The sequence below is a fragment of the Stenotrophomonas sp. GZD-301 genome (genome assembly GCF_049310345.1).
Taxonomy (GTDB): Bacteria; Pseudomonadota; Gammaproteobacteria; order Xanthomonadales; family Xanthomonadaceae; genus Stenotrophomonas.
This window is the reverse complement of the sequence record NZ_JBMOWY010000013.1, coordinates 47,701-70,386: the sequence shown is the minus strand read 5'-3', so window position 1 is coordinate 70,386 and position 22,686 is coordinate 47,701. Positions and strand designations below refer to the sequence as shown.

19 protein-coding genes are annotated in these 22,686 nt (G+C 68.9%); 6 read left to right on the top strand and 13 right to left on the bottom strand.

Annotated features, from left to right (window positions below; all coding sequences use genetic code 11):
- Positions 1–54: 54 nt before the first annotated feature.
- Entirely contained in the window at positions 55–2,934 is a 2,880-nt protein-coding gene (gcvP, locus tag ACO6VK_RS03755; RefSeq protein WP_422505634.1) for an aminomethyl-transferring glycine dehydrogenase, read from the top strand.
- 79 nt (positions 2,935–3,013) lie between these two features.
- Here the strand turns inward: gcvP and ACO6VK_RS03750 are convergent, their stop codons facing one another.
- Positions 3,014–4,408 (bottom strand): amino acid permease, encoded by a 1,395-nt coding sequence (locus ACO6VK_RS03750; RefSeq protein WP_422505633.1) that lies wholly within the window; start codon positions 4,406–4,408, stop codon positions 3,014–3,016.
- 90 nt (positions 4,409–4,498) lie between these two features.
- Positions 4,499–5,209: a PAS domain-containing protein gene (locus ACO6VK_RS03745; protein WP_422505632.1), complete on the bottom strand. Its 711-nt coding sequence runs from the start codon at positions 5,207–5,209 to the stop codon at positions 4,499–4,501.
- A 145-nt stretch (positions 5,210–5,354) separates the two neighbouring features.
- Here ACO6VK_RS03745 and ACO6VK_RS03740 point away from each other — a divergent pair, with 145 nt between their 5' ends.
- Positions 5,355–7,439 (top strand): catalase, encoded by a 2,085-nt coding sequence (locus tag ACO6VK_RS03740; protein ID WP_422505631.1) that lies wholly within the window; start codon positions 5,355–5,357, stop codon positions 7,437–7,439.
- Between the two features lie 41 nt (positions 7,440–7,480).
- On the opposite strand, the gene ACO6VK_RS03735 is transcribed toward ACO6VK_RS03740, so the two are convergent.
- From ACO6VK_RS03735 to hflK, 9 genes are all read right to left on the bottom strand, one after another.
- Positions 7,481–8,326, bottom strand: coding sequence for a hypothetical protein (locus ACO6VK_RS03735; RefSeq protein ID WP_422505630.1), 846 nt, complete (start codon positions 8,324–8,326; stop codon positions 7,481–7,483).
- Positions 8,323–9,108: a hypothetical protein gene (locus tag ACO6VK_RS03730; RefSeq protein WP_422505629.1), complete on the bottom strand. Its 786-nt coding sequence runs from the start codon at positions 9,106–9,108 to the stop codon at positions 8,323–8,325. The genes ACO6VK_RS03735 and ACO6VK_RS03730 overlap by 4 nt, the downstream gene beginning before the upstream one ends.
- Positions 9,109–9,165: 57 nt before the next feature.
- A complete protein-coding gene (locus ACO6VK_RS03725) occupies positions 9,166–9,573 on the bottom strand; it encodes a hypothetical protein (RefSeq protein WP_422505628.1) in 408 nt (135 codons plus the stop codon).
- A gap of 5 nt (positions 9,574–9,578) precedes the next feature.
- Positions 9,579–10,043, bottom strand: a complete 465-nt coding sequence (locus ACO6VK_RS03720) for a GNAT family N-acetyltransferase (RefSeq protein WP_422505627.1) — start codon at positions 10,041–10,043, stop codon at positions 9,579–9,581.
- 109 nt (positions 10,044–10,152) lie between these two features.
- On the bottom strand, positions 10,153–12,273 hold the full coding sequence (locus ACO6VK_RS03715) for a methyl-accepting chemotaxis protein (protein ID WP_422505626.1): 2,121 nt from the start codon (positions 12,271–12,273) through the stop codon (positions 10,153–10,155).
- Between the two features lie 205 nt (positions 12,274–12,478).
- Positions 12,479–13,771, bottom strand: a complete 1,293-nt coding sequence (locus tag ACO6VK_RS03710; RefSeq protein WP_017354824.1) for an adenylosuccinate synthase — start codon at positions 13,769–13,771, stop codon at positions 12,479–12,481.
- A 254-nt stretch (positions 13,772–14,025) separates the two neighbouring features.
- Complete coding sequence (locus ACO6VK_RS03705; protein WP_411851790.1) at positions 14,026–14,211, bottom strand: DUF2065 domain-containing protein; 186 nt, start codon at positions 14,209–14,211, stop codon at positions 14,026–14,028.
- Between the two features lie 77 nt (positions 14,212–14,288).
- Positions 14,289–15,152: a protease modulator HflC gene (gene hflC, locus ACO6VK_RS03700; RefSeq protein ID WP_017354822.1), complete on the bottom strand. Its 864-nt coding sequence runs from the start codon at positions 15,150–15,152 to the stop codon at positions 14,289–14,291.
- Entirely contained in the window at positions 15,149–16,282 is a 1,134-nt protein-coding gene (gene hflK, locus ACO6VK_RS03695; RefSeq protein WP_422505625.1) for an FtsH protease activity modulator HflK, read from the bottom strand. The genes hflC and hflK overlap by 4 nt, the downstream gene beginning before the upstream one ends.
- 205 nt (positions 16,283–16,487) lie before the next feature.
- Here hflK and ACO6VK_RS03690 point away from each other — a divergent pair, with 205 nt between their 5' ends.
- Both ACO6VK_RS03690 and pilH read left to right on the top strand, forming a co-directional pair.
- Complete coding sequence (locus tag ACO6VK_RS03690) at positions 16,488–17,486, top strand: YhdH/YhfP family quinone oxidoreductase (protein ID WP_422505624.1); 999 nt, start codon at positions 16,488–16,490, stop codon at positions 17,484–17,486.
- 89 nt (positions 17,487–17,575) lie between these two features.
- On the top strand, positions 17,576–17,959 hold the full coding sequence (gene pilH / locus ACO6VK_RS03685) for a twitching motility response regulator PilH (protein WP_411851794.1): 384 nt from the start codon (positions 17,576–17,578) through the stop codon (positions 17,957–17,959).
- 40 nt (positions 17,960–17,999) lie between these two features.
- Here pilH and ACO6VK_RS03680 read toward each other — a convergent pair whose 3' ends face one another.
- Positions 18,000–18,902 (bottom strand): DnaJ C-terminal domain-containing protein, encoded by a 903-nt coding sequence (locus ACO6VK_RS03680; protein ID WP_422505623.1) that lies wholly within the window; start codon positions 18,900–18,902, stop codon positions 18,000–18,002.
- 223 nt (positions 18,903–19,125) lie between these two features.
- Here ACO6VK_RS03680 and ACO6VK_RS03675 point away from each other — a divergent pair, with 223 nt between their 5' ends.
- On the top strand, positions 19,126–19,608 hold the full coding sequence (locus ACO6VK_RS03675; RefSeq protein ID WP_422505622.1) for a peroxiredoxin: 483 nt from the start codon (positions 19,126–19,128) through the stop codon (positions 19,606–19,608).
- A 29-nt stretch (positions 19,609–19,637) separates the two neighbouring features.
- Positions 19,638–20,234, top strand: a complete 597-nt coding sequence (locus ACO6VK_RS03670; protein WP_422505621.1) for a ferritin-like domain-containing protein — start codon at positions 19,638–19,640, stop codon at positions 20,232–20,234.
- A gap of 42 nt (positions 20,235–20,276) precedes the next feature.
- Here ACO6VK_RS03670 and pbpC read toward each other — a convergent pair whose 3' ends face one another.
- A complete protein-coding gene (gene pbpC, locus ACO6VK_RS03665) occupies positions 20,277–22,649 on the bottom strand; it encodes a penicillin-binding protein 1C (RefSeq protein WP_422505620.1) in 2,373 nt (790 codons plus the stop codon).
- Between the last annotated feature and the right edge of the window lie 37 nt (positions 22,650–22,686).

Here is a 22,686-nt window from a genome sequence, read left to right as displayed (position 1 = left end):
CTTGTTCGCGCCACGGCCCGGCCGCCTTCCGAACGTGCGTGCCCACTCTCCGAGATGCCAGCCATGTCCAACAACACCCCTTCCCTGCGCGAGCTTGAACACAGCCACGCGTTCGTCGAACGCCACATCGGCCCGAACGACGCCGAGATCGCGCAGATGCTCGACGTGGTCGGCCACGCCTCGCTGGACGCGCTGACCGATGCGATCGTCCCGGCCGGGATCAAGTCGCCGGCACCGCTGGCCCTGCCCGAGTCGCTGACCGAGGTGCAGGCACTGGCCAAGATCCGCGCCATCGCCGACAAGAACCAGGTGTTCCGCACCTTCATCGGCCAGGGCTACTACGGCACGCTCACCCCGAACGTGATCCTGCGCAACGTGCTGGAAAACCCGGCGTGGTACACCGCCTACACCCCGTACCAGGCCGAGATCTCGCAGGGCCGCATGGAAGCGCTGATCAACTTCCAGACCCTGTGCGCCGACCTGACCGGCATGGAAATCGCCAACGCCTCGCTGCTCGATGAGGCCACTGCGGCCGCCGAAGCGATGACGCTGGCCAAGCGCTCGGCCAAGTCGAAGTCCGACACCTTCTTCGTGCACGACGCCGTGCACCCGCAGACGCTGGAACTGTTGCGCACGCGCGCCGAACCGCTGGGCATCGTGCTGCGTGTGGGCACCCCGGCCGAGGCGCTGGAAGCGGAAGCCTACGGCGTGCTGCTGCAGTACCCGGACACCTTCGGCCATATCGGCGACTACAAGGCGCTGGCCGATGCCGTGCACGCCCGTGGCGGCCTGGTGGCCGTGGCCACCGACCTGCTCGCCCTGACCCTGATCGCCGCCCCCGGCGAATGGGGCGCGGACATCGTGGTCGGCAACTCGCAGCGCTTTGGCGTGCCGTTCGGTTTCGGTGGCCCGCATGCCGCCTTCATGGCCTGCCGCGATGCCTACAAGCGCTCGATGCCGGGCCGCCTGATCGGTGTCTCGGTCGACGCGCAGGGCAATGCCGCCTACCGCCTGACCCTGCAGACCCGCGAGCAGCACATCCGCCGCGAGAAGGCCACCTCCAACATCTGTACCGCGCAGGTGCTGCTGGCGGTGATGGCCTCGATGTATGCGGTGTACCACGGCCCGGACGGCCTGACCCGCATCGCCCGCCGCACGCATCGCCTGGCCAGCATCCTGGCCGCCGCGCTGCGCGGCGCCGGCGTCAACGTCGGCGAGCACTTCTTCGATACGCTGCACATCAAGGACATCGACGCCAAGGCAATCCATGCCAAGGCTGCGGCCGCACGCATCAACCTGCGCGCGATCGACAGCGAAGCGGTCGGCATCAGCCTGGATGAAACCGCCACCCGTGCCGACATCGTCGCGCTCGGCCAGCTGTTCGGTGCGAACGTCGACGTGGACGCGCTCGACGCCGCCACCGCCGACGCGCTGCCCGCCGGCCTGGTGCGCACCAGCGCCTTCCTGACCCACCCGGTGTTCAACACCCACCACAGCGAGCACGAACTGCTCCGCTACCTGCGTTCGCTGGCCGACAAGGACCTGGCGATGGATCGCACCATGATCCCGCTGGGCAGCTGCACCATGAAGCTCAACGCCACCGCCGAGATGATCCCGGTGACCTGGCCGGAGTTCGCCAACATCCATCCGCTGGCCCCGGCCGACCAGGCCACCGGCTACAAGGAACTGATCGACGGCCTGGAAGCGATGCTGGTGGAGTGCACCGGCTACGACGCGGTCAGCCTGCAGCCGAACTCCGGCGCGCAGGGCGAGTACGCCGGCCTGCTGGCGATCCGCGCCTATCACCGCTCGCGCGGCGATGACCACCGCGACGTGTGCCTGATCCCCGATTCGGCGCACGGCACCAACCCGGCCTCGGCGCAGATGTGCGGCATGAAGGTCGTGGTGACCAAGACCGATGCCAACGGCAACGTCGACCTCGAGGACATCCGCGTCAACGCGGAGAAGTACAGCGACCGCCTGGCCGCGCTGATGATCACCTACCCGTCCACGCACGGCGTGTTCGAGGAGGAGGTCGTCGAGATCTGCGAGATCATCCACAAGCACGGCGGCCAGGTGTACACCGACGGTGCCAACATGAACGCCCTGGTCGGCGTGGCCAAGCCGGGCAAGTGGGGCTCGGACGTGTCGCACCTGAACCTGCACAAGACCTTCTGCATTCCGCACGGCGGCGGCGGCCCGGGCGTGGGCCCGTGCGCGGTCAAGTCGCACCTGGCGCCGTTCCTGCCCAAGGTGCTGGGCGGCGAAGGCGATGTGGGCATGGTCAGCGCGGCCAGCTTCGGCAGCGCCTCGATCCTGCCGATCAGCTGGATGTACATCACCCTGATGGGCACCGCCGGCCTGCGCAAGGCGACCCAGGTCGCGCTGCTCAACGCCAACTACATCGCCAAGCGCCTGGCCCCGCACTTCAAGACCCTGTACACCGGCCGCAACGGGCTGGTGGCACATGAGTGCATCCTGGACGTTCGTCCGCTGGAGAAGACCTCCGGCATCGCCGCCGAGGACGTGGCCAAGCGCCTGATCGACTTCGGCTTCCACGCCCCGACCCTGAGCTTCCCGGTCGCCGGCACGCTGATGGTGGAACCGACCGAAAGCGAATCGCTGCACGAACTGGATCGCTTCATCAACGCGATGATCCAGATCCGTGAAGAAATCGCCGCGATCGAAGACGGCCGCCTGGACCGCGAGGACAACCCGCTCAAGAATGCGCCGCACACCGCCACGGCGGTCTCGGCCAGCGAGTGGGCGCACGCCTATCCGCGCGAACTGGCGGCCTTCCCGCTGGCCAGCCTGCGCCAGCAGAAGTACTGGCCGCCGGTGGCACGTGTGGACAACGTGTACGGCGACAAGAACGTGATGTGCGCCTGTATCCCGGTCGATGCCTACAAGGAAGACGAGGGCGTGGAGGTCTGAACCTCCCTGCCCTGACGCAATGAAAAACGGCCCGCGCAAGCGGGCCGTTTCTGTTGTGGCGATGCCGCGGTCGTGCCGGTCAATCGGCCGGGCGGTTGGCGCGCACGCGGCGCGCGATCTCGCTGGTGATCGCGATCACCGCGGTCAGCGCGGCCATCGACAGAAACTGCAGGCGGGTGTGCGCTTCGGACAGCAGCAGGCCGAAGATCAGCGTCAGCACGCCCAGGCCGAGCACGGTCAGGTAGGGATAGCCCGCCATGCGGAACGGCAGGCGGGTGCCGTCACGGTTGGCGCGGTGGCGCAGGATCAGCTGCGACAGCAGCGAGATCGTCCACACCAGCAGACAGGTCGAACCAACGATGTTGAGCAGCACCGGCAGCACCCGCTCCGGGAACAGCAGTTCCATCACCGTGGCCGCGAAGCCGAACAGCACGCTGGCCAGCACCGCGATGATCGGGACCTGGCGCGGATCGGTCCACCCGAGCACGGCCGGCGCTTCGCGGCGCTGCGCCAGCGAGAACATCATGCGCGAGGCGCCATACAGATTGGCGTTGAGCGCGGACAACAGCGCGATCACCGCGATCAGGGTGATGGCAGTGGCCGCACCGGGAATCTTGGCCACCTCCAGCACGGCCGCGAACGGCGACTTGAGCAGCTCGCTGGTCCACGGCACCACCGCAATGATCACGCTCAGCGAGCCGATGTAGAACACCAGGATGCGCCAGGCCACGGTGCGGATCGCACGCGCGATGCTGCGCTCGGGGTCTTCGGTTTCCGCTGCGGCCACCGCCACGATCTCGGTGCCGCCGAAGGCGAACACCACCACCAGCAGGGCCGCGCCGACGCCGGCCAGGCCCTTGGGCGCGAAGCCACCGTGCGCGGTGAAATTGCTCAGGCCCGGCGAGGTCACGTTGGGCAGCCAGCCCAGCAGCAGCGCCGCGCCGATCAGGATGAAGGCCACGATCGCCACCACCTTGAGGATCGCGAACCAGAACTCGAACTCGCCGAAATTCTTCACGCCCAGCAGGTTGATCGCGGTGAAGAACAGCATGAACGCCAGCGCCGCCATCGGCACCGGAATCGCCGGCCAGACGGTGGCCAGCAGACCCGCCGCGCCGACCGCTTCGGCCGCGATCACGATCACCAGCTGCACCCACCACAACCAGCCCACCGTGGCGCCGGCGGTGGCGCCCATCGCATCGGCGGCGTACACCGAGAACGCGCCGCTGGTCGGCTTGGCCGCGGCCATTTCGCCCAGCGCATTCATCACGATGATCACCAGCGCGCCGGCCACCAGGTAGGACAGCAGCACCGCCGGCCCGGCGGCCTGCACGCCCACGCCGGAACCGAGGAACAGGCCCGCGCCGATCGCGCTGCCCAGCCCCATCATGATCAGCTGGCGGGGTTTGAGCGCGTGGCCCAGGCGGGCGTTGGCGGGAGAAGCGGCAGGAGCCGGAGTCGGAGATGCGGGCATCGGGATCGCTTGGCGGGCAACAAGTGCGACACGATACCGCGTCCGGCGGCGTGACGGGATAGGCCGGAAGGCCGGGCCGGGCCGCCGCGCTCAGGCCTGGACGCGTTCGCCGATCTGGGCGCGGTAGCCGCGCGGCGACACCCCGACCTCAGCCTTGAACTTGCGCGTGAACGCGCTCTGGTCGGTGAAGCCGCAGGCCTGGCCGATGCTGGCGATGGTGTCCGGGCCGTGCAGCAGGTGCACCGCCATCTGGATGCGCAGGCGGGTCAGCACCTGCTGCGGGGTCATCTGGAACACCTTGCGGAAGGTGCGTTCGAGCTTGGACAGCGAGAACCCGGTGATGTCCAGCAGCGTCTGCATGCGCACATTCTCGGCGTAGTGCGCGTTCAGATGCGCCAGCGCCAGGCGCAGCTGCTCGTACTGGGTGCCCAGGCTGTCCTTCTGCCCCAGATCGCGCGAGATGCCGATCAGCCCCTGCACCTGGCCCTCTACCAGCAGCGGACGCTTGCAGGTCAGGCACCAGCCCGGCTCGCGGTTGGCGAACAGGTGCAGTTCCATCAGGTTCTCGATCACCTTGCCGGCCAGCACCTGCTCGTCCTGGGAGGCGTAGTCGGCACCCAGCCCGGTCGGGTAGATCTCCGCGGCGGTCCGGCCGATCACGTCCTTGCGCGACTTCAGCCCCAAGCGGCGCAGCATCGTCTGGTTGATGTGCGTGTAGCGGCCCTGGCGGTCCTTCATGAAGAACAACACGTCCGGGATCGCGTCGAACAGGGCTTCGATGTCGGCGGGTTCAACGCGCATGGCACGGCAGGCTGGGAAGGAACACGCGCCAAGGATACCCGCCGCGTGAAGCGCAGGTGCATGCTGCCCGCCATTTTCGCACCCCTGGTTAACGCCCGGGTTGCCAGTGTGAGGTGTTGCCCCTACGCCAGCCCGGAGAGCCCTCATGGCCACCAGCAAGCCCCGCAAGCCCGCCCCTGCCTCCACCGACGCGCGCGGCGCAGGCGATGAACTCCACCAGCGTGCAGGCGGTAGCCATCCCACACTGACCACCGCGCAGGGCATTCCGGTGGCCGACAACCAGAATTCGCTGCGCGCCACGCCCCGCGGGCCGACGCTGCTGGAAGACTTCATCCTGCGCGAGAAGATCACCCACTTCGACCACGAGCGCATTCCCGAGCGCATCGTGCACGCCCGCGGCAGCGCGGCCCACGGCTACTTCGAGCTGACCCGTTCGCTGGGCGACTACACGCGCGCACGGGTGCTGAGCGAAGTCGGCGTACGCACCCCCGTATTCACACGGTTCTCCACCGTGGCCGGTGGCGCCGGCTCGGTGGATACGCCGCGCGACGTGCGCGGTTTCGCGGTCAAGTTCTACACCCGCGAAGGCAACTGGGACCTGGTCGGCAACAACATCCCGGTGTTCTTCATCCAGGATGCGATCAAGTTCCCCGACCTGATCCATGCGGTGAAGATGGAACCCGATCGCGCCTTCCCCCAGGCCGCCAGCGCGCATGACACGTTCTGGGACTTCATCTCGCTGATGCCCGAATCGATGCACATGATCATGTGGGCGATGAGCGACCGCGCCATCCCACGCTCGCTGCGCATGATCGAGGGCTTCGGCATCCACAGTTTCCGCCTGCTCAACGATGCCGGCGAGTCCACCTTCGTCAAGTTCCACTGGCGTCCCAAGCTGGGGCTGCAGTCCACGGTGTGGGATGAAGCGGTGAAGCTGCAGGGCGCGGACAACGACTTCCACCGGCGCGACCTGTTCGAGTCGATCAGCGCCGGAGACTTCCCCGAATGGGAACTGGCGGTGCAGCTGTTCACCGAGGAGGAGGCCGATGCGTTCCCGTTCGACCACCTGGACCCGACCAAGATCGTTCCGGAGTCGCTGGTGCCGCTGACGGTGATCGGGCGGATGGTGCTGGACCGCTGGCCCGACAACTTCTTCGCCGAAACCGAACAGGTGGCGTACTGCCCGGCGAACGTGCCGCCAGGCATCGACTTCAGCAACGATCCGCTGCTGCAGGGCCGCCTGTTCTCCTACCTGGACACCCAGCTGAGCCGCCTGGGCGGGCCGAACTTCCACCAGATTCCGATCAATACGCCCAAATGCCCGTTCGCCAACCACCAGCGCGATGGGCATATGCAGATGGCCGTGCCCAAGGGACGCGTGGCCTACGAGCCGAGCTCGCTGCAGGATGACAGCCCGCGCGAAAGCGTCGACGGGTTCCCCAGCCATGCCACCGCGCCCGACGATGGCCGCAAGGGCCGCGTGCGTGCCGAGAGCTTTGCCGACCATTACAGCCAGGCGCGGATGTTCTTCCGCAGCCTGGAAGCGCCGGAGCAGGCGCACCTGGCCTCGGCGCTGGTGTTCGAACTGTCCAAGGTGGAAACCGCGCGCATCCGCGAGCGCACGGTGAGCCACCTGCGCAATATCGACGAGACGCTCGCCAAGCGGGTCGCGGACGGCCTGGCAATGCCCGCCCTGCCCGACCCGGCCGCCACCGCGACGCCGGCACAGGACCTTCCCGCCGCGCCCGAAGTGCGCGTGATCGGCCGCACCCGGGACATCCTCAAAGGGCGCTGCATCGGCATCCTGTTCGATGCGGGGTCCGATGCCGGTGTGATCAACGCGCTGCGCAAGACGGCGGCCAAGGCGGGCGCCAGCGTCAAACTGGTGGCACCGAAGATCGGCGGCGGCACGCTCAGCGACGGCAGGCTGCAGCCGGCCGATGGCCAGCTCGCCGGCACGCCCTCGGTGGTGTTCGATGCCGTGGCGGTGGTCCTCAGCGCCGAGGCCGCCAAGCGCCTGGCCAAGGAATCGGCCGCGATCGACTTCGTGGCCGATGCGTGGGCGCACCTGAAGGCCATCGCCGCCGATGACGGGGCCCAGGCGCTGCTGAAGGCCGCACGCGTCGGCAACGATGCCGGTGTGGTCGAGGCCGAGGATGCGGCCGCCTTCGCCGCCGCCGCCGCCACCCGCCAGTGGGCGCGTGAACCCAAGGTGCGCACGTTGGCCTAGCGCGATACCGCTGCGACGGCGCGATGCCGTCGCAGCGCGGGTCACCGCCCTGCGGGCAGCGCCTTGTGGTTGCAGCCCAGGCCGCCGGCCGACAGCGCTTCGATGCGCAGGCAGCCCTGCAGGCGTTCTATCTGCTCCGGGGCGACGGCCACGAAGTCCATCCCGTTGAAGTACACGCACCAGCGGGTGCCGCACTCGAGCAGCATCGCGTCCTGCGCGGGCTGCGGCGGCGTTTTCAGATGGACCAGGGTGAACGCCCGCTGCTGGTTGTCCGGCGCGCTCCACAGGCGATAGCGCTGGTCGGTCTGTTGGGCACTGTGCGTACCGGCGACGTGGCCCCAGAGCGGCGCCACGATCAGCACCAACCAGCCGACGAGCAGCAGCAACAGCCAGCGCGTGCCGCGGTCCAGGACAACGATGATGGCCGTCGCACGGCCCCGCTCACGCCGGCTCAGCCAACGTTCGCCGCGTGCTGCACGCCGCAACCTGCGCCGTGCCATCCGCAGCCGCGCCCGCTGCCGACGCAGCCAGGGCTGGCGCCGCACACGCACCAGCCACCCGACGCAGACGAAGATGCCGACGCTCAGGACCACGCCGAGCGGTACAGCGCCCAGCAGCATGGACCAGCCCAGCGACAGGACCGTGTCCGGCACCAGCTTCAGAGCTGCGGCAGCCGTATACCAGACCACTTCGAACCCGCGGTACACCAGCGATTCGAGGCTGCCATCCATCAGACCGTCGCCCAGCCCGAGGGCATGCCAGTACGCCGTCTCGTAGTTGCGCCCCAGCATATACGCGGCAGGCAGCAGCACCACCAGCACCTTGCCCAGCCGCTCCAGCCATCCCCACAGCGGCGCCCGGGAGCGGCGCGGACCGAGGGCGCTCATCGCGCCACGGGCGCCGGCACCGGCGCAGCGACCGGCTTGGCCTTGCCCGGCACGACGACCGCCTGCATGCGCTTGATCGCCGAGATCGGCACCGCTTCGGCCCGATGCTGCTGCGGCCACCACAGGAACACGAACGCGCTGCTGCTGCCGAGGAGACGTGCGTCGCCCTTCAGGGCGGCCGCATCGCCGGTGAGCTGGACGGTTACTCTGTTGCCCCGCCCTTCGTTGCGGATGCCTTCGGCCTTGTCCAGCGAATAGATCGCCGCGCCCAGCGCCATGAAGAACGCCACCGCCGTGCACAACCCGGTCAACGGGCGCATGCCGGAAACATCCCAACTGGTCAGCGGCGTACGCGAGAACACTATCCGCCAGCCCCAATGCCGCGCACGCAGCGCCTCCACCTTGGCCGGGTTGCGCCGGCGCAGCGTATCCGGCCAGCCCACCACGATGGCCAGTGCGATACCGCCGCCGAGGATCGCGGCGTACGCCGGATCACGCAGCCCTGCCACCAGAAAATCGCTGATCTGCAGGTAATCGAGAATCGACAGTTCAAAGCGCAGATAGAAGAAGTAGCTCGACCACAGGCCAAGCAGCGACAGCAGCACGTAACCGGCGCTGACGATCAAGGCCGGTTCCTGCCGCAGCAGCCGCCACAGCACCATCACCACCGAGTCTTCACTGCCGTGCACCACCGGCAGCACCGACCAGTCGGTCGGCGCCTCGCCCGGCGGCGCGATGGCCGGCCTGTCGCCGTCGGTGCGGCCCTGATTCCTGGTGTCCATGTCGCCCCCTGTCCAGCGCAGAGCATCGCTGAAAAGCCGTGCCGTGGGTAGCCTGCGCTACGCCGCGACGTGGCGCCGGATGGCCGCCTGCAGCTCGACGTCGGTCAGGCCCATCGCTGCACCGAATCCGGCGTCGGCCACCGGCTGTGCTCCGAGGCGATCGCCGTCGCGGTAGCGAAGCTGCGATCCACCACACTGCGGGCAGCGCAGGCCGTGCACCAGCGGCTGGCCTTCGATGGGATTGGCCAGCGCCGCCAGCACCGGCCAGAAGCGTGCGTCCGCGCCGTCCGGCAACAGGGCCGCCACGCGCTGGGGCAACGCATCGAAGGCGTTGGCCACCGCGAAATGCCGGCCATCGGCGCTGCACAGCAGTGCCTCGCCATACACATGGTCACCCAGCCCGGGATGCGCGAACACGTGTCCACAGGTGGCACAGCCGCCCTCCAGCAACGCGAGCGTCCGCATCCGGATCAGTCCACCCGTGCCGCGACGTCGTGCGGCTTGTGCATGGGCTGGTAGACCAGACCCGATGCCGTGGCCACCTCACCCGCGCAGACGAATCCGTAGCGGACATAGGCAGGCACCGAGGTCAGCGACGCACTGACGGTGATCAGCGGTGCACGCGCATGCGCCAACAGGGCGGTCATCAACGCGCGGCCGATACCGCGCTGCTGGCCGTCCGGCGCCACGAACAGCATCGCCACGTGCCGCCCTTCCTTGAGTTCGGCCACGCCACGTATCGCGCCCGCGTCGACCGCGACCAGGAGGACGTTGTCGCCCTGCAGGCGGGTGGCGAATGCGGCGGCCGAGGCGACGCCGGCGAACGTGGCGATGCCCTGCGCGGACAGCGTCGGGGCCACGGCGACGGTGAACGCCTCCAGGCAGACGGCGCTGGCGGCGTGGACGTCGTCGGGCGTCATGCGGCGGATGGTCATGGACAATCTGGAGCAGCAAGGGGGCCTGCCACGGTACTGGAACCGGGTGACGCACGCGAACTGCATGCGCGACACCGCCCTGCGGTGCCGCGCATCGACAACAGCCGGGTCAGGCGGCCCGACGCACCGCTGCCACGCTGCCGGTGTCCAGCTTGAACACCGCCACCGCATCGGTGAGCGTGCTGGCCTGCTGCTCCAGCGAACGGCTGGCGGCGGTGGCCTCTTCCACCAGCGCGGCATTCTGCTGCGTCACCTGGTCCATCTGCACCACTACCTGGTTGACCTGTTCGATGCCGGCCGCCTGTTCCTTGGTGGCGGCGGCGATGTCGCTCATCAACTGGTTGGTGCGCGAGCTGGCCTGGGTCAGGCGGGTGATCGCCGCCTCGGATTCCACGGTGACGCTCAGGCCGGTCTTGACCTTGGCGCTGGCATCGTCGATCAGGTCCTTGATCTCCTTGGCGGCAACGCCGGCACGCTGGGCCAGCGTGCGCACTTCGCTGGCGACCACGGCGAAACCGCGGCCGTTCTCGCCGGCGCGTGCCGCTTCCACCGCCGCGTTCAGGGCCAGGATGTTGGTCTGGAACGCAATGCCGTCGATCACCGAGGAGATCTCGGAGATGCGTGCCGACGACTGGTCGATCTCGCCCATCACCGCCGCCATCTGCGCGATGGCCTGCTCGGTGGCCTTCACCGCCGCGCCGGCGGCGTGCGCCTCATGGTCGGCCTGGCTGGCGAGCTCTGCATTCTGGCGCACGGTGGAGGTCAGCTCTTCCATCGAGGCCGCCGCCTCTTCAAGGTTGGCGGCCTGCTGCTCGGTGCGGCGCGACAGGTCGTTGTGGCCGGCGGCCAGTTCCTGGGCGGCATCGTTGATGCTGCCCGCCGCGAGCTGGATCTTGCCCACGATGCCGGTCAGCTGCGCGGCAGTGACGTTGGCATCGTCGCGCATCTGCGCGAACACGCCTTCGTAGTGACCGTCCATGCGCGAGGTCAGATCGCCGACGGAGATCGCGCGCAGCACGGCCGAGAGATCGGCGATGCTGGCCTGCGAGCTGGCCATCATGCCGTTGAGGTTGGCCACCATCGCGCGGAACTGGAACTGGAACGCCGCCTCGTTGCCGCGCACCGAGAAATCGCCCGCGCCGGCCGCCTGGGCCAGCAGGTCGATCTCGGCGTTGATCGCCACCAGGCTGTCCTTGACCGTGGCCATCGTGCGGGTCAGGACCGCCTTCTCGCCGGGGTAGCTGTCCAGGTCGCGGCTCAGGTCGCCGATCGCATAGCGCTGCATCACCTCGACCATGTGGAATTCCACCGCCACGTGCGAAGCGACCAGTTCGTTGGTCGCGCGCACCATGCGCCCGTAGTCGCCGGGGAACGCCGCTTCGTCCATGCGGTAGCTGATGGCGCCGGCCTCGTGCTGGCGCGCCATGTCCAGCTGCGCGGTGATTGCCGCCTGTACGTTGTGGCGCACGCTGGCCATCGCCTCGCCCAGCTGGGTCAGTTCGTCGCGGCCGCCCAGGCGGAAGTCCTGGTCCAGCTCGCCCTTGGCCATGCGCTCGGCCAGGCCCACTGCACGGGCCAGCGGGCCGGTCAGGCTGCGCCCGATCAGCACCGAGGCCGCGATACCGACCAGCAGCGCCACGCCGCCGAGCACCAGCAGCTGCAGCAGGGTGCGCTCACCCAGCCGGATCGCTTCGGCGGCGGCTTCGCGGCTCTGGGTTTCCTCGTAGGCCACGCCATCGGCCAGGGCCTTGTTCCAGCCGTTGGCCGCTTCCTGCACCGCGCCAAGCGTCAGCGCGACGGCGGCCGGGAAGTCGCCCTGCTGCATCAGTTCGCTGGTCTGCTTGTTCAACGGGCGGGCGGTGGCGCGCCTGGCGGCGATCTCCTCGCCGATCTGCTTGCCCTCGGCGTCGCTCGGCAGCGCCTGGTAGGCGGTCCAGCTGGCTTCGTAGCGCTTGACCAGGTCGGCGATGCGCGCCTCGTCGGCCTCGCGCGCATCTCCCTGGCGGATCAGCATTTCACGGCGCACCACCATCATCTGGTTGTTGGCGTCGAGCATGTCCGACAGCAGCCGGACCTTGGCCACGCTGACCTCGGCCACCTCCTGCATCGCGCGCTTCTGCACCGCGCTGCCGGTGGCGCCGGTAGTGACTACGGCAGCCACCAGCAGCAACAACAGGCCAAAGCCCATACCTAGACGCCAGACGACGCTGACGTTCCTCAAGAAATCCATGATATCGATCCAAACCGGGGGGGGGTGCCCGGTTATCGGCGCCGCCCTGCCCGTTCTTGACCGCCACTTGCCGTCCGGGACGGGTGCGATTCACCTTCTCCCACGAAAAAGCCCCGCTTGCGCGGGGCTTCGTCAGTCAGGCCGTATCACCCACCCGGCCGGGGCCGGGCGCGGTTCCGGGCAGGGCCCGGTACCGGCCATCCGCTCAGGCGAACGGGTCCTGCAGGACCATCGTGTGGTCACGATCCGGGCCGGTGGAGACGATGCTGATCGGGCAACCGGCCAGCTCTTCCAGCGCGCGCAGGTAGGCACGGGCGGCCGGCGGAAGGTCGTCCCAGTTGGTGATGCCGTGGGTGTTCTCGGTCCAGCCCGGGAACTCCAGGTACACCGGGGTGCACTCTTCCCAGCCCTGCGCGTCCAGCGGCGCGTACTCGGTACGCTTGCCGCGGTATTCGTAGGCGATGCAGACCTTCAGCTTCTCCATGCCGTCGAGCACGTCGAGCTTGGTGATGCACAGGCCGCTGATGCCGTTGATGGCCACGGCGCGCTTGAGCGCGACGATGTCCATCCAGCCGCAGCGACGCGGACGGCCGGTCGAGGCGCCGTACTCGGCACCGCGGTCGCGGATGCCCTGGCCGATTTCATCGTCCAGTTCGGTCGGGAACGGGCCGCCGCCAACGCGGGTGGCGTAGGCCTTGGCGATGCCCAGCACGTAGTCGATCGCATCGGCACCGACGCCGGCACCGGCCAGTGCGCCGCCAACGGTGGTGTTGGAGCTGGTGACGTACGGGTAGGTGCCGTGGTCGATGTCCAGCAGCGCGCCCTGGGCGCCTTCGAACAGCACGCGCTTACCCTGCTTGCGCAGGTCGTGCAGGATGCCGGCAACGTCGGACTTCATCGGCTCGACGTACTCGCCGAAGGCCAGTGCTTCGTCGTAGGTCTTCTGGAAGTCGATCGCGTCGGTGTTGAGGTACTTGGTCAGCACGAAGTTGTGGTAATCCAGCGCGGTGCGCAGGAGTTCTTCCAGCTGCTTGGGGTAATGCAGGTCGGCGATGCGGATGCCGCGACGCGCCACCTTGTCTTCGTAGGCCGGGCCGATGCCACGGCCGGTGGTGCCGATCGCCTTGCCGCCGGCAGCGCGTTCGCGCGCCTGGTCCAGGGCGATGTGGTACGGCATGATCAGCGGCGCGGCCGGGGAAATCTTCAGGCGCGAACGCACTTCCACGCCGGAGGTTTCCAGCTCGGCGATTTCCTTCTGCAGCGCGGCCGGCGAGATCACCACGCCGTTGCCGATCAGGCACAGCGCATCGGCGCGCAGGATGCCCGACGGGATCAGGTGCAGGACGGTCTTCTTGCCGTTGATGACCAGGGTGTGGCCGGCATTGTGACCGCCCTGGAAGCGCACGACGGCGCCGATTTCCTCGGTGAGCAGATCGACGATCTTGCCCTTGCCTTCATCGCCCCACTGGGCACCAAGCACTACGACAGACTGACCCATGACGGGCTCCTCAATATGTTGCGGCCATCGGGGCCGCGGACGGGTAAACCGTGGCAGGGCTGGCCAGCGCGGTGATGGCGGCTCCAAACGGGGAGCGGCCGGCGATGGAAGGCCCAGACACGGAAAAAGCCGAACGGGGAGGCCCGTCCGGCTTTTGTGCATTATCCGGGTTTCCGGGGTCCGGTGCCACCCCGGCGGCGGGGGGCTTCACCGCCCGGTCAGGCCCGCCCAAACGGCGCAGGGCGGGCGCCGTTTCAGTGCTTCAGCCACCACAGCGTGGTGAGGCCGGCCAGCAGGATCGCCCCGCCCCAGGTCCGCAGGGCGCTGCTGCGCAGCATCAGCAGCTGCTCGGCCATGCGCTTCCAGGCGCGGGGCGCAACGAACAGGAACAGGCCTTCGAACACGGCCACCAGGCACAGCGCCGAGAACAGGTCTTTCATGGACAACTCCACACATCACAAATGAAACGGGGACCCGGTCTGCACCGGGTCCCCGTGGGTTGCTGCCGCCTGCGACCTCAGCGATCGCTCTTGAGGTACTGCAGGAACGGGTCGTTCTTGTCGAGCACGATCACGCCGTTGCCGTCGGTCATGGAGCCGCGGTAGGCCTCCAGGCTGCGGTAGAAGGCGTAGAACGACGGGTCGGCCGAACCGGCCTTGCCGTAGATGCGGGCGGCTTCGGCGTCGCCGGCACCGCGCAGCTGCTGGGCGTCGCGCTCGGCTTCGGCCACCAGCACGGTGCTGTCGCGGTCGGCCTGGGCACGGATGGTCAGCGACTGCTCCTCACCCTCGGCGCGAAGCTTGGCCGCTTCCTGCTTGCGCTGTGCGCGCATGCGCTCGTACACATCGTTGATCACCTGGCTGTCGGTGGGCAGGTCGATCTGCTTGATGCGCAGGTCGATGATTTCCATGCCCAGTTCCTTGACCGCCTTGTTGATGCCGGTCAGCTGGTTGGCGATCAGTTCGCTGCGATCACCCGACACCAGCTGCTGCAAGGTGCGCGAGTTGATCTGGTTGCGCAGCGAGTCGGTGATGATCGGTGCCAGGCGCGCATTGGCCAGGGCGGCATCGCCACCGGTGGCGCGGTAGTAGTTGCGCACGTCGGAAATGCGGCCAATGGCGAAGAAGTCGACGCTGACGTCCTTCTGCTCGGCGGTGAAATAACGCGCCGGCGCGGTGTCGAGCACCTGGAAGCGGCGGTCGAACACGCGTACCGATTCCACCAGCGGCACCTTGAAGTGCAGGCCCGGCTTGATGTCCGCACGGACCACCTTGCCCAGGTTCAGCACCATCGCGGTCTGGTCCTCACGGACCACGTACACCGACCCCAACAGGCCCAGCAGGGCGGCCACGGCCAACCCGATCCACAGTGAACTCTTCATCGGCTGGCTCCTTCACGACCGGTCGGTCGGCCGGTGGGGCGGGTGGTCGGGCGCTCGGTGTCGCGCACCCCATCCACCGGGGTGCTGGCCGGCAACGACGGCAGCATCACTTCCGGGGTCACCGCCGGGGCGGCAGCGCCGGCGGCACGGGCATCGCCCGGCATCGGCACATAGATCAGCTGGCGGCCATCGCCACCGATGATCTTGCGGTTCTGCGACAGCACCTGCTCCACCGTTTCCAGCCACAGCCGCTTGCGGGTGACCTCGGGGGCGTCCTTGTACTGCACCTGCAGCAGGCTGAAGCGGTCGGCATCACCCTGCGCCTTGGACACCACTGCCTGCTTGTAGCCTTCGGCGGTGGTGCGGGCACGCGAGGCCTGGCCGCGCGCTTCGGGTACGACCTTGGCCGCATAGGCCTGGGCTTCGTTGATCAGGCGTTCCTTGACCTGCTGGGCGCCGTTGACCTCGTCGAAGGCCGGCTTCACTTCTTCCGGCGGGCGCGCGTCGGGCAGGGTCAGCCCGGTCACGACCAGGCCGGTCTGGTAGGCCTTCAGCGCCGACTGCAGACGCTCTTCGGCGACCACGGCCAGCGGACCGCGGTTGTTCAGCACGGCATTGAGGTCGGCACGGCCCACCTGCTCGCGCACCGCGCTCTGCGCCGACTGCTCCAGCACCTGGTCGGCCGACACCGCGCCGAACAGGTACTTCTGCGGATCGGCGATGCGGTACTGCACGTTGACCGAGACGTTGACGATGTTCTCGTCACGGGTCAGCACCGGCACCTGGCTGCTGAAGGTCTTGATCTGGGTGGCGTTGACCTTGGTCACCGATTCGATCGGCCACGGCAGCTTGAAGTTCGGGCCGGGCCCCAGGATCCGCGAGAACTGGCCGAAGCGCAGCACCACGCCACGCTGCTGTTCGCCGATCAGCTGGAAGCTGGAGAACAGCAGCAGCAGCACCGCCGCCACCGCCACCCAGCGCAGGATGTTCCCATCGAACATCTCCTTCAGCGGCCCGGGCAGACCGCCCCAACCACCGCCATTGCCGCCGCCGCGCGGCTTGAACGGCCCGCGTCGATTCTCGTCGGGGCCTTGTCCGCCCTTGTTGCCGCCGGGTGTATTCCAGGCCATGCACGCTCCATCAAGGTAAGGCTGCCTGCGGGCCACTCCCGCAACGTCAACCGGTGTATCTCATCCGATTCTACTAGATGGGGCTGACCGGCAGGATTGGAAGGGGGAATGAGGCGCGGGATGCGATTCATGCAGCCTTGCACCGGCCCCGGCCCCGCTGCCAGCGGGTAAGGTGTGTGCCTCCCTTCCCCGCCAGGTCACGGCCATGCTCCCTTCCGCCCCCTTCGACGCGTTCCGCATCCACCAGGCCGCCGACGGCGGCCATCGGGCCGGAATGGAGCAGATCGGACTGGACGACCTGGCGCCCGGCGAGGTGGTGATCCGGGCCGGCTGGTCCTCGGTCAACTACAAGGATGCCCTGGCCGGCACCGGCACGGGGCGGATCCTGCGTCGCTTTCCGCTGGTGGGCGGGATCGATGTGGCCGGCACGGTGGTCGCCTCCACCGACCCGGCCTGGCGCGAAGGCGATGCCGTGCTGGCCACCGGCTGCGGCCTCAGCGAGACCCGCGATGGCGGCTACAGCCAGTATGTCCGGCTGCCCGCCAGTGCCGTGATCGCCCAGCCGGCCGGGCTGACCCCGCGCGAGGCGATGATTCTGGGGACGGCCGGCTTCACCGCCGCGCTGGCCCTGCTGCGCATGCTCGACAACCGGCTGACCCCCGACCTGGGCCCGCTGGCGGTCACCGGTGCCACCGGCGGCGTCGGTTCGCTGGCCGTGGACATCTTCAGCCAGGCCGGGTTCGAGGTGCATGCCATCAGCGGCAAGGCCGAACAGACCGACTACCTGCGCGCCCTCGGCGCGCGCGAGGTGCTGCCGCGCGAGACGCTGGTCACCACCCGGCCGATGGAATCGGCGCGCTTCGGCGGCGGCCTGGACAACGCCGGCGGGCCGATGCTGGCCAGCCTGCTGGCACAGACCGCGCCATACGGCAGCGTGGTCAGTGCCGGGCTCGCTGCCAGCCCGGCACTGGATATGACGGTGATGCCCTTCATCATCCGCGGTGTGTCGCTGCTGGGCGTGTCGTCCTCGAGCGCGCCGCGGGAGCTGCGCGAGAAGGTGTGGGACAAGCTCGGCAGCGAGTGGCGGCCGCGCCACCTGGCGCGCATCTGCACCGGCGAAGTGGGCCTGGACGGCCTGCCGGGTGTGTTCGAACGCCTCCTGGCCGGCGGTGGGCACGGGCGTACGGTGGTACGAATCGACTGAGCGCGCCAGCCGGGCGACGGACGGTGCGCCGGATGCTTCACGCCGATGCGAGGCGCGCACTACACTGCGCGCATCACATGGGGAACAACATGGCACGCATTCTGATCGTCGACGATTCACCGTCGCAGCTGTTGGGGATACAGCGCATCGTCGAGAAGCTCGGTCACGAGATCCTGACCGCCACCGATGGTGCGGCCGGTGTGGAAGCGGCCAAGGCCGAACTGCCCGACCTGGTCCTGATGGACGTGGTGATGCCCAATCTCAACGGCTTCCAGGCCACCCGCACGCTGTCGCGCGATGCGGCCACCAAGCACATCCCGGTGATCCTGGTGACCACCAAGGACCAGGACACCGACCGCATGTGGGGCATGCGCCAGGGCGCCAAGGCCTACATCACCAAGCCGTTCTCCGAGGACGAGCTGTCCGAGGTGCTGGAGCGGGTGTTCAGCAACCAGGAACCGCCGGCCGTCTGACCGGCGTGCCGACCCCCGGTCGGCACCCACCGGGGCTCCTTCAGATTTTCTCGCCGAAGGCCTTGGCCAGCGCCTTGTAGGCCTTTTTCTGGGCCTCTTCGGTCGGGGCCGGCGCGACGATCTCCAGCTCGACGATCTGGTCACCGTCCGGCGTGCCGGGCAGGCCACGACCCCGCAGGCGCAGCTTGCGCCCGGCGTCCGAGTCGGCCGGCACCTTCAGTTCCACCGCACCGCCCAGGGTCGGCACGCTGATGCTGGTGCCCAGCGCGGCCTGCCACGGCATCACCTGCAGGGTGTAGAGCACGTTGCGCCCGTCCACTTCGAACTGCGGGTGTTCGGCGTACTCCACTTCCAGCAGCAGGTTGCCGCCGCCGTTGCCCTGCCCGCTCAGGCGGATCACCTGGCCGGGACGGATGCCCTTGGGCACGCGCACGTCCAGCTGCCGGCCGTTGACGTTGATGCGCAGGCTGTCGCCGGCATAGGCCGCTTCCAACGGCACGGAGAGCTTGGCGCGGGTGTCGCGCAGCGGCTGCGGGCCGGCGCCGGCGCCGGCGAAACCGCTGGAGCGCCCGCCACCGCCACCGCCGCCGCGCTGGCGCGCGAACAGACTTTCAAAGAAATCGCTGAACCCGCCACCGCCGGCGCCACCGCCGAACACCTCTTCGAAGTCGAAGCCCTGGCCACCGCCGTAGTTCGGCGGCGCATGGAACTCCTCGCCCGGGCGATAGCCCTGCGCCTTGAGCTGGTCGTAGGCGGCGCGCTTCTGCGGGTCGCGCAGGGCCTCATAGGCCTCGTTGACGGCCTTGAACTTGTCTTCCGCGCCGGCCTCCTTGCTGACGTCGGGGTGGTACTTGCGCGCCAGCCGCCGGTAGGCGGTCTTGATTTCCGCATCGCCCGCGGTCGGTTCCACACCGAGCGTGGCGTAATAATCCTTGAATTCCATCCAGACACCTCGAATAAGTTCGGTCGCCCGCGCAGGCGGGCACCGTCCGGTCAATTCTAGCGGCTGGCGGCGCCCCTGCCCGTCACCCCGGGCCTGCGGCTTGATCCTGCGCAATGCCAGCGCCATCGGCGGGGAGCAGGATGGGGCTGGACGGCACGTTTTCAACGTTTTGACGCCGCCCTCCCATCGCCCGCCCTACCCTGCCGATGTACAAGGAGCCCGCATGACCATCCACGTAGGCGATCGCATCCCCGAAGTGACCCTCAAGCGCATCCGCGAGGGCATGGAGACCATCGACACCCACGCCCTGTTCGACGGGCGCAAGGCGGTGCTGTTTGCCGTGCCGGGGGCGTTCACGCCGACCTGTTCGGCCCGCCACCTGCCCGGCTACGTCGAGCACTTCGCCGACTTCCGCCACCGCGGCATCGACGTGTTCTGCGTGGCCGTCAACGACCCGTTCGTGATGAAGGCCTGGGGCGAGAGCCAGCACGTCCCCGATGGCCTGCAGATGCTGTCCGACGGCAACGGCGAATTCACCCGCGCACTCGGGCTGGAGATGGATGCCAGCAGTTCCGGCATGGGCCTGCGCTCGCGCCGCTTCGCGTTGTATGTCGACGACGGCGTGGTGCGGCAGGCCTTCATCGAAGACCCCGGCAAGTTCGAGGTGTCCTCCGCACAGTACGTGCTGGAGCACCTTCCCCACTGAACCCACGCAACAGAGGAACCCGGCCAGCCATGTCAAAGCCAGCCAAGAATGCCCGCCCCGCCCCTGCTTCCACCGCCGCCGGGACCAAACGTCCGGCCGGCATCAGCGACACCGCCACCCTGCGCGCGCGTGCCCGCAAGGACATCGAAGACGGCGCCATCACCGACACCTACAGCGCCGACCGCAAGGCGGTGATCAAGCTGCTCAACGATGCGCTGGCCACCGAGTACGTGTGCGTGCTGCGCTACTACCGCCACTACTTCATGGCCAAGGGCATGCTCGCCGATGCGGTGAAGGCCGAGTTCCTTGAACATGCCCAGCAGGAGCAGGCGCATGCCGGCAAGCTGGCCGAGCGCATCGTGCAGCTGGGCGGCGAACCGGACCTCAATCCGGACACGCTGACCGCGCGCTCGCACGCCGAGTACAAGGAAGGCACCGATCTGCGCGACATGGTCCGCGAGAACCTGATCGCCGAGCGCATCGCGATCGACAGCTATCGCGAGATGATCAACTTCGTCGGCGACAAGGACACCACCACCAAGCGCATCCTGGAAGAGATCCTGGCGCAGGAAGAAGAGCACGCCGACGAATTCGCCGACCTGCTGGACGGCTGGATCGGCAAGTAACACGGGCGGACGACGCGCACCGGCGCTGCACGCGCCGGGCGCTCAGCGCAGGATGCGGAAGCGCACCTGGGTCCAGGCGCCATCAGTGGCGAGCGCGGTCAGGGTGTGGTCGCCGACGTCGTCGAAATCCCGCTGGAACAGGCGCGCGCCTTCGGTGCGCGCGATCCAGCGGTCATCCAGCAGCCAGTCGATGCTGCCGTCGGTGCCGAGCGCACGCAGCTGCAGGCGTACGCCGTGTTCGGCATTGGGTGCACGCGCCAGGGTGGCGCGGTCGTTGAGCCCTTCGATGTGCAGGCTGCCGCCGCTCTGCCGGCCGTCGTCGCGGCAATCCGGGGACAGCGCCGGCAACTGCGCGGCACGGCGCTGCGCCAACGGCAGCCACGGCGATACCAGTGCCGGCCAGCGGGCGATCTCGCGCGGTTCGGCCACATGCGGTGCGCTGCAGTCCGGCGACAGCCGCAGGCCGGTGCGCGCGTCCACCTCGAAGCGCTGCCGCCCCGGTTGCCAGAGCCGCGCATCGCGCTCGGCGAACGTGGGCGGCACCACGCCGTCCAGCACGAACGCCTGCAGGCGACGCTGGCACAGGTCCGGCGGCGTGCCCTCGGCCAGCTCACCGGTCGGCCAGCAGATGTCGGTGCGGGTGACGCTGGCCGGCATCGGCGCGGCGCTGGCATCGCCACTCTGGCGCGGCAGGCTGTCGATCACTTCGAACATCAACGGCAACGCGGTCACCGCGCCGTACTGGCCGGGCAGCGGAGTGCCGTCGGGCCGCCCGACCCACACGCCCACCGTGTAGTGCCGCGTGCTGCCAATCGCCCATGCGTCGCGGTAGCCATAGCTGGTGCCGGTCTTCCAGGCCACGCGCGGGCGGCTGGTGACATCGAACGTGCCGGTGCCGTAGCCGGGGCGCGGATTGGATTCGAGCACCTCGCGGGTGATCCATGCCGCGCCCGGCGACATCAGCCGCCGCTCGATCACCGCATCGTCGGCGGTGTAGCGCACACGCCCGGCGATGCCGTTGCGGTTGAATGCGGCGAACGCACCCACCAGGTCTTCCAGCCGTGCGCCGGTGCCGCCCAGGATCAGCGACAGGTTCGGGCTGCTGCCGCGCGGAAAGCGCAGGTTGATGCCGGCATGCGACAGGCGCGCGGCGAACCGCGCCGGGCCCACCCGGTCCAGCAGGTCCACCGCGGGCACATTCAGCGACAGCCGCAGCGCGGTGGCCGAACTCACCGGCCCGTTGAAGGCGGCATCGAAGTTGCCCGGGCGGTAGCCGCCGAAGCCCTGCGGCGCGTCGACCATCAGGCTCTCGGAGTGGATCAGCCCATCGTCCAGCGCCATCCCGTACAGGAACGGCTTGAGCGTGGAACCGGGCGAGCGCCACGCCTGCACCATGTCCACGTGGCCGAGCCGCTGTTTGTCGCCAAAGGCCACCGAGCCGACGTAGGCGCGCGCTTCGAGCGTGCGGTTGTCCACCACCAGCAACGCCGCCGAGGTGCGCTCGGGCAGCTGCGAGAAATAGGAGGACACGCGTTCCTCGAGCGTGCGCTGCAGGCCGATGTCGAGCGTGCTCTGGATCCGCGCCGCGCGCGGCTGTGCCGACCGCAGCCGCTGCGCGAGCAACGCGGCGTGCAGCGGCGGCTGCAGCGCGCGGGTGACCACCGGCTCGATCCGCGCGTCGTCCACCTCCTCGCGCGACCACACGCCGAGGTCGGCCATGCGCGTGAGGACCTTGTCGCGTGCCGCCTGCGCCGCCTCCGGATGGCGGTCCGGGCGCAGCCGGCTGGGCGACTGCGGCAGCACCGCAAGCAGCGCCGCCTCGGCATGCGACAGCGCCGAGGCCGGCTTGCCCAGGTAGGCCCAGCTCGCCGCTTCGACGCCTTCGATGGTGCCGCCGTAAGGCGCACGCTCGAGGTACAGCGCCAGGATCTGCGCCTTGCTCAGGTGCACTTCCAGCTGTACCGCGCGCAGCAGCTGCTTGGCCTTGCCCCACGGCGTACGGGTATGCGGATCGAGGATGCGCGCCACCTGCATGGTGAGGGTGGAACCGCCGGAGACGATCCGGCGCTCGACCACCCATTGCCTGCCGGCACGCAGCATCGCCCACGGATTGATGCCGGGATGCCGCCAGAACCAGCGGTCCTCGTAGCCGAGCAGCGCCTGCAGGTACAGCGGCGACACGCTGTCGGCGGAAGCCGGATAACGCCACACGCCTTCGGCGTCGGCGAAGGCACGCAGCGGCGTCCCGTCACGCGCGACCACCAGCGTGCTGGTATCGCGCTGGCGCGGCAGCGGCGGCGGGAATGCCAGGTCCAGCACCAGCAGCAGCGCGAGCGCAGCCGCGGTACCCCAGCGCAACCACGGCCACAGCGGCCGCACCTGGCGACGCAGACGGGAAAGGAAGGAAAAGGTCATGGCATCGACGACACGGACCGCCGGGCCGCCGCGGGGG

What these genes read in the sequence shown, in the direction of transcription:
- hflK (WP_422505625.1), bottom strand. Translation starts at nt 16,282, where the DNA reads ATGGCCTGGAATACACCCGGCGGCAACAAGGGCGGACAAGGCCCCGAC.
- gcvP (WP_422505634.1), top strand. Translation starts at nt 55, where the DNA reads ATGCCAGCCATGTCCAACAACACCCCTTCCCTGCGCGAGCTTGAACAC.
- ACO6VK_RS03710 (WP_017354824.1), bottom strand. Translation starts at nt 13,771, where the DNA reads ATGGGTCAGTCTGTCGTAGTGCTTGGTGCCCAGTGGGGCGATGAAGGC.
- ACO6VK_RS03725 (WP_422505628.1), bottom strand. Translation starts at nt 9,573, where the DNA reads ATGCGGACGCTCGCGTTGCTGGAGGGCGGCTGTGCCACCTGTGGACAC.
- ACO6VK_RS03675 (WP_422505622.1), top strand. Translation starts at nt 19,126, where the DNA reads ATGACCATCCACGTAGGCGATCGCATCCCCGAAGTGACCCTCAAGCGC.
- ACO6VK_RS03690 (WP_422505624.1), top strand. Translation starts at nt 16,488, where the DNA reads ATGCTCCCTTCCGCCCCCTTCGACGCGTTCCGCATCCACCAGGCCGCC.
- hflC (WP_017354822.1), bottom strand. Translation starts at nt 15,152, where the DNA reads ATGAAGAGTTCACTGTGGATCGGGTTGGCCGTGGCCGCCCTGCTGGGC.
- ACO6VK_RS03715 (WP_422505626.1), bottom strand. Translation starts at nt 12,273, where the DNA reads ATGGATTTCTTGAGGAACGTCAGCGTCGTCTGGCGTCTAGGTATGGGC.
- pilH (WP_411851794.1), top strand. Translation starts at nt 17,576, where the DNA reads ATGGCACGCATTCTGATCGTCGACGATTCACCGTCGCAGCTGTTGGGG.
- ACO6VK_RS03740 (WP_422505631.1), top strand. Translation starts at nt 5,355, where the DNA reads ATGGCCACCAGCAAGCCCCGCAAGCCCGCCCCTGCCTCCACCGACGCG.
- ACO6VK_RS03745 (WP_422505632.1), bottom strand. Translation starts at nt 5,209, where the DNA reads ATGCGCGTTGAACCCGCCGACATCGAAGCCCTGTTCGACGCGATCCCG.
- ACO6VK_RS03680 (WP_422505623.1), bottom strand. Translation starts at nt 18,902, where the DNA reads ATGGAATTCAAGGATTATTACGCCACGCTCGGTGTGGAACCGACCGCG.
- ACO6VK_RS03720 (WP_422505627.1), bottom strand. Translation starts at nt 10,043, where the DNA reads ATGACCATCCGCCGCATGACGCCCGACGACGTCCACGCCGCCAGCGCC.
- pbpC (WP_422505620.1), bottom strand. Translation starts at nt 22,649, where the DNA reads ATGACCTTTTCCTTCCTTTCCCGTCTGCGTCGCCAGGTGCGGCCGCTG.
- ACO6VK_RS03735 (WP_422505630.1), bottom strand. Translation starts at nt 8,326, where the DNA reads ATGAGCGCCCTCGGTCCGCGCCGCTCCCGGGCGCCGCTGTGGGGATGG.
- ACO6VK_RS03705 (WP_411851790.1), bottom strand. Translation starts at nt 14,211, where the DNA reads ATGAAAGACCTGTTCTCGGCGCTGTGCCTGGTGGCCGTGTTCGAAGGC.
- ACO6VK_RS03730 (WP_422505629.1), bottom strand. Translation starts at nt 9,108, where the DNA reads ATGGACACCAGGAATCAGGGCCGCACCGACGGCGACAGGCCGGCCATC.
- ACO6VK_RS03750 (WP_422505633.1), bottom strand. Translation starts at nt 4,408, where the DNA reads ATGCCCGCATCTCCGACTCCGGCTCCTGCCGCTTCTCCCGCCAACGCC.
- ACO6VK_RS03670 (WP_422505621.1), top strand. Translation starts at nt 19,638, where the DNA reads ATGTCAAAGCCAGCCAAGAATGCCCGCCCCGCCCCTGCTTCCACCGCC.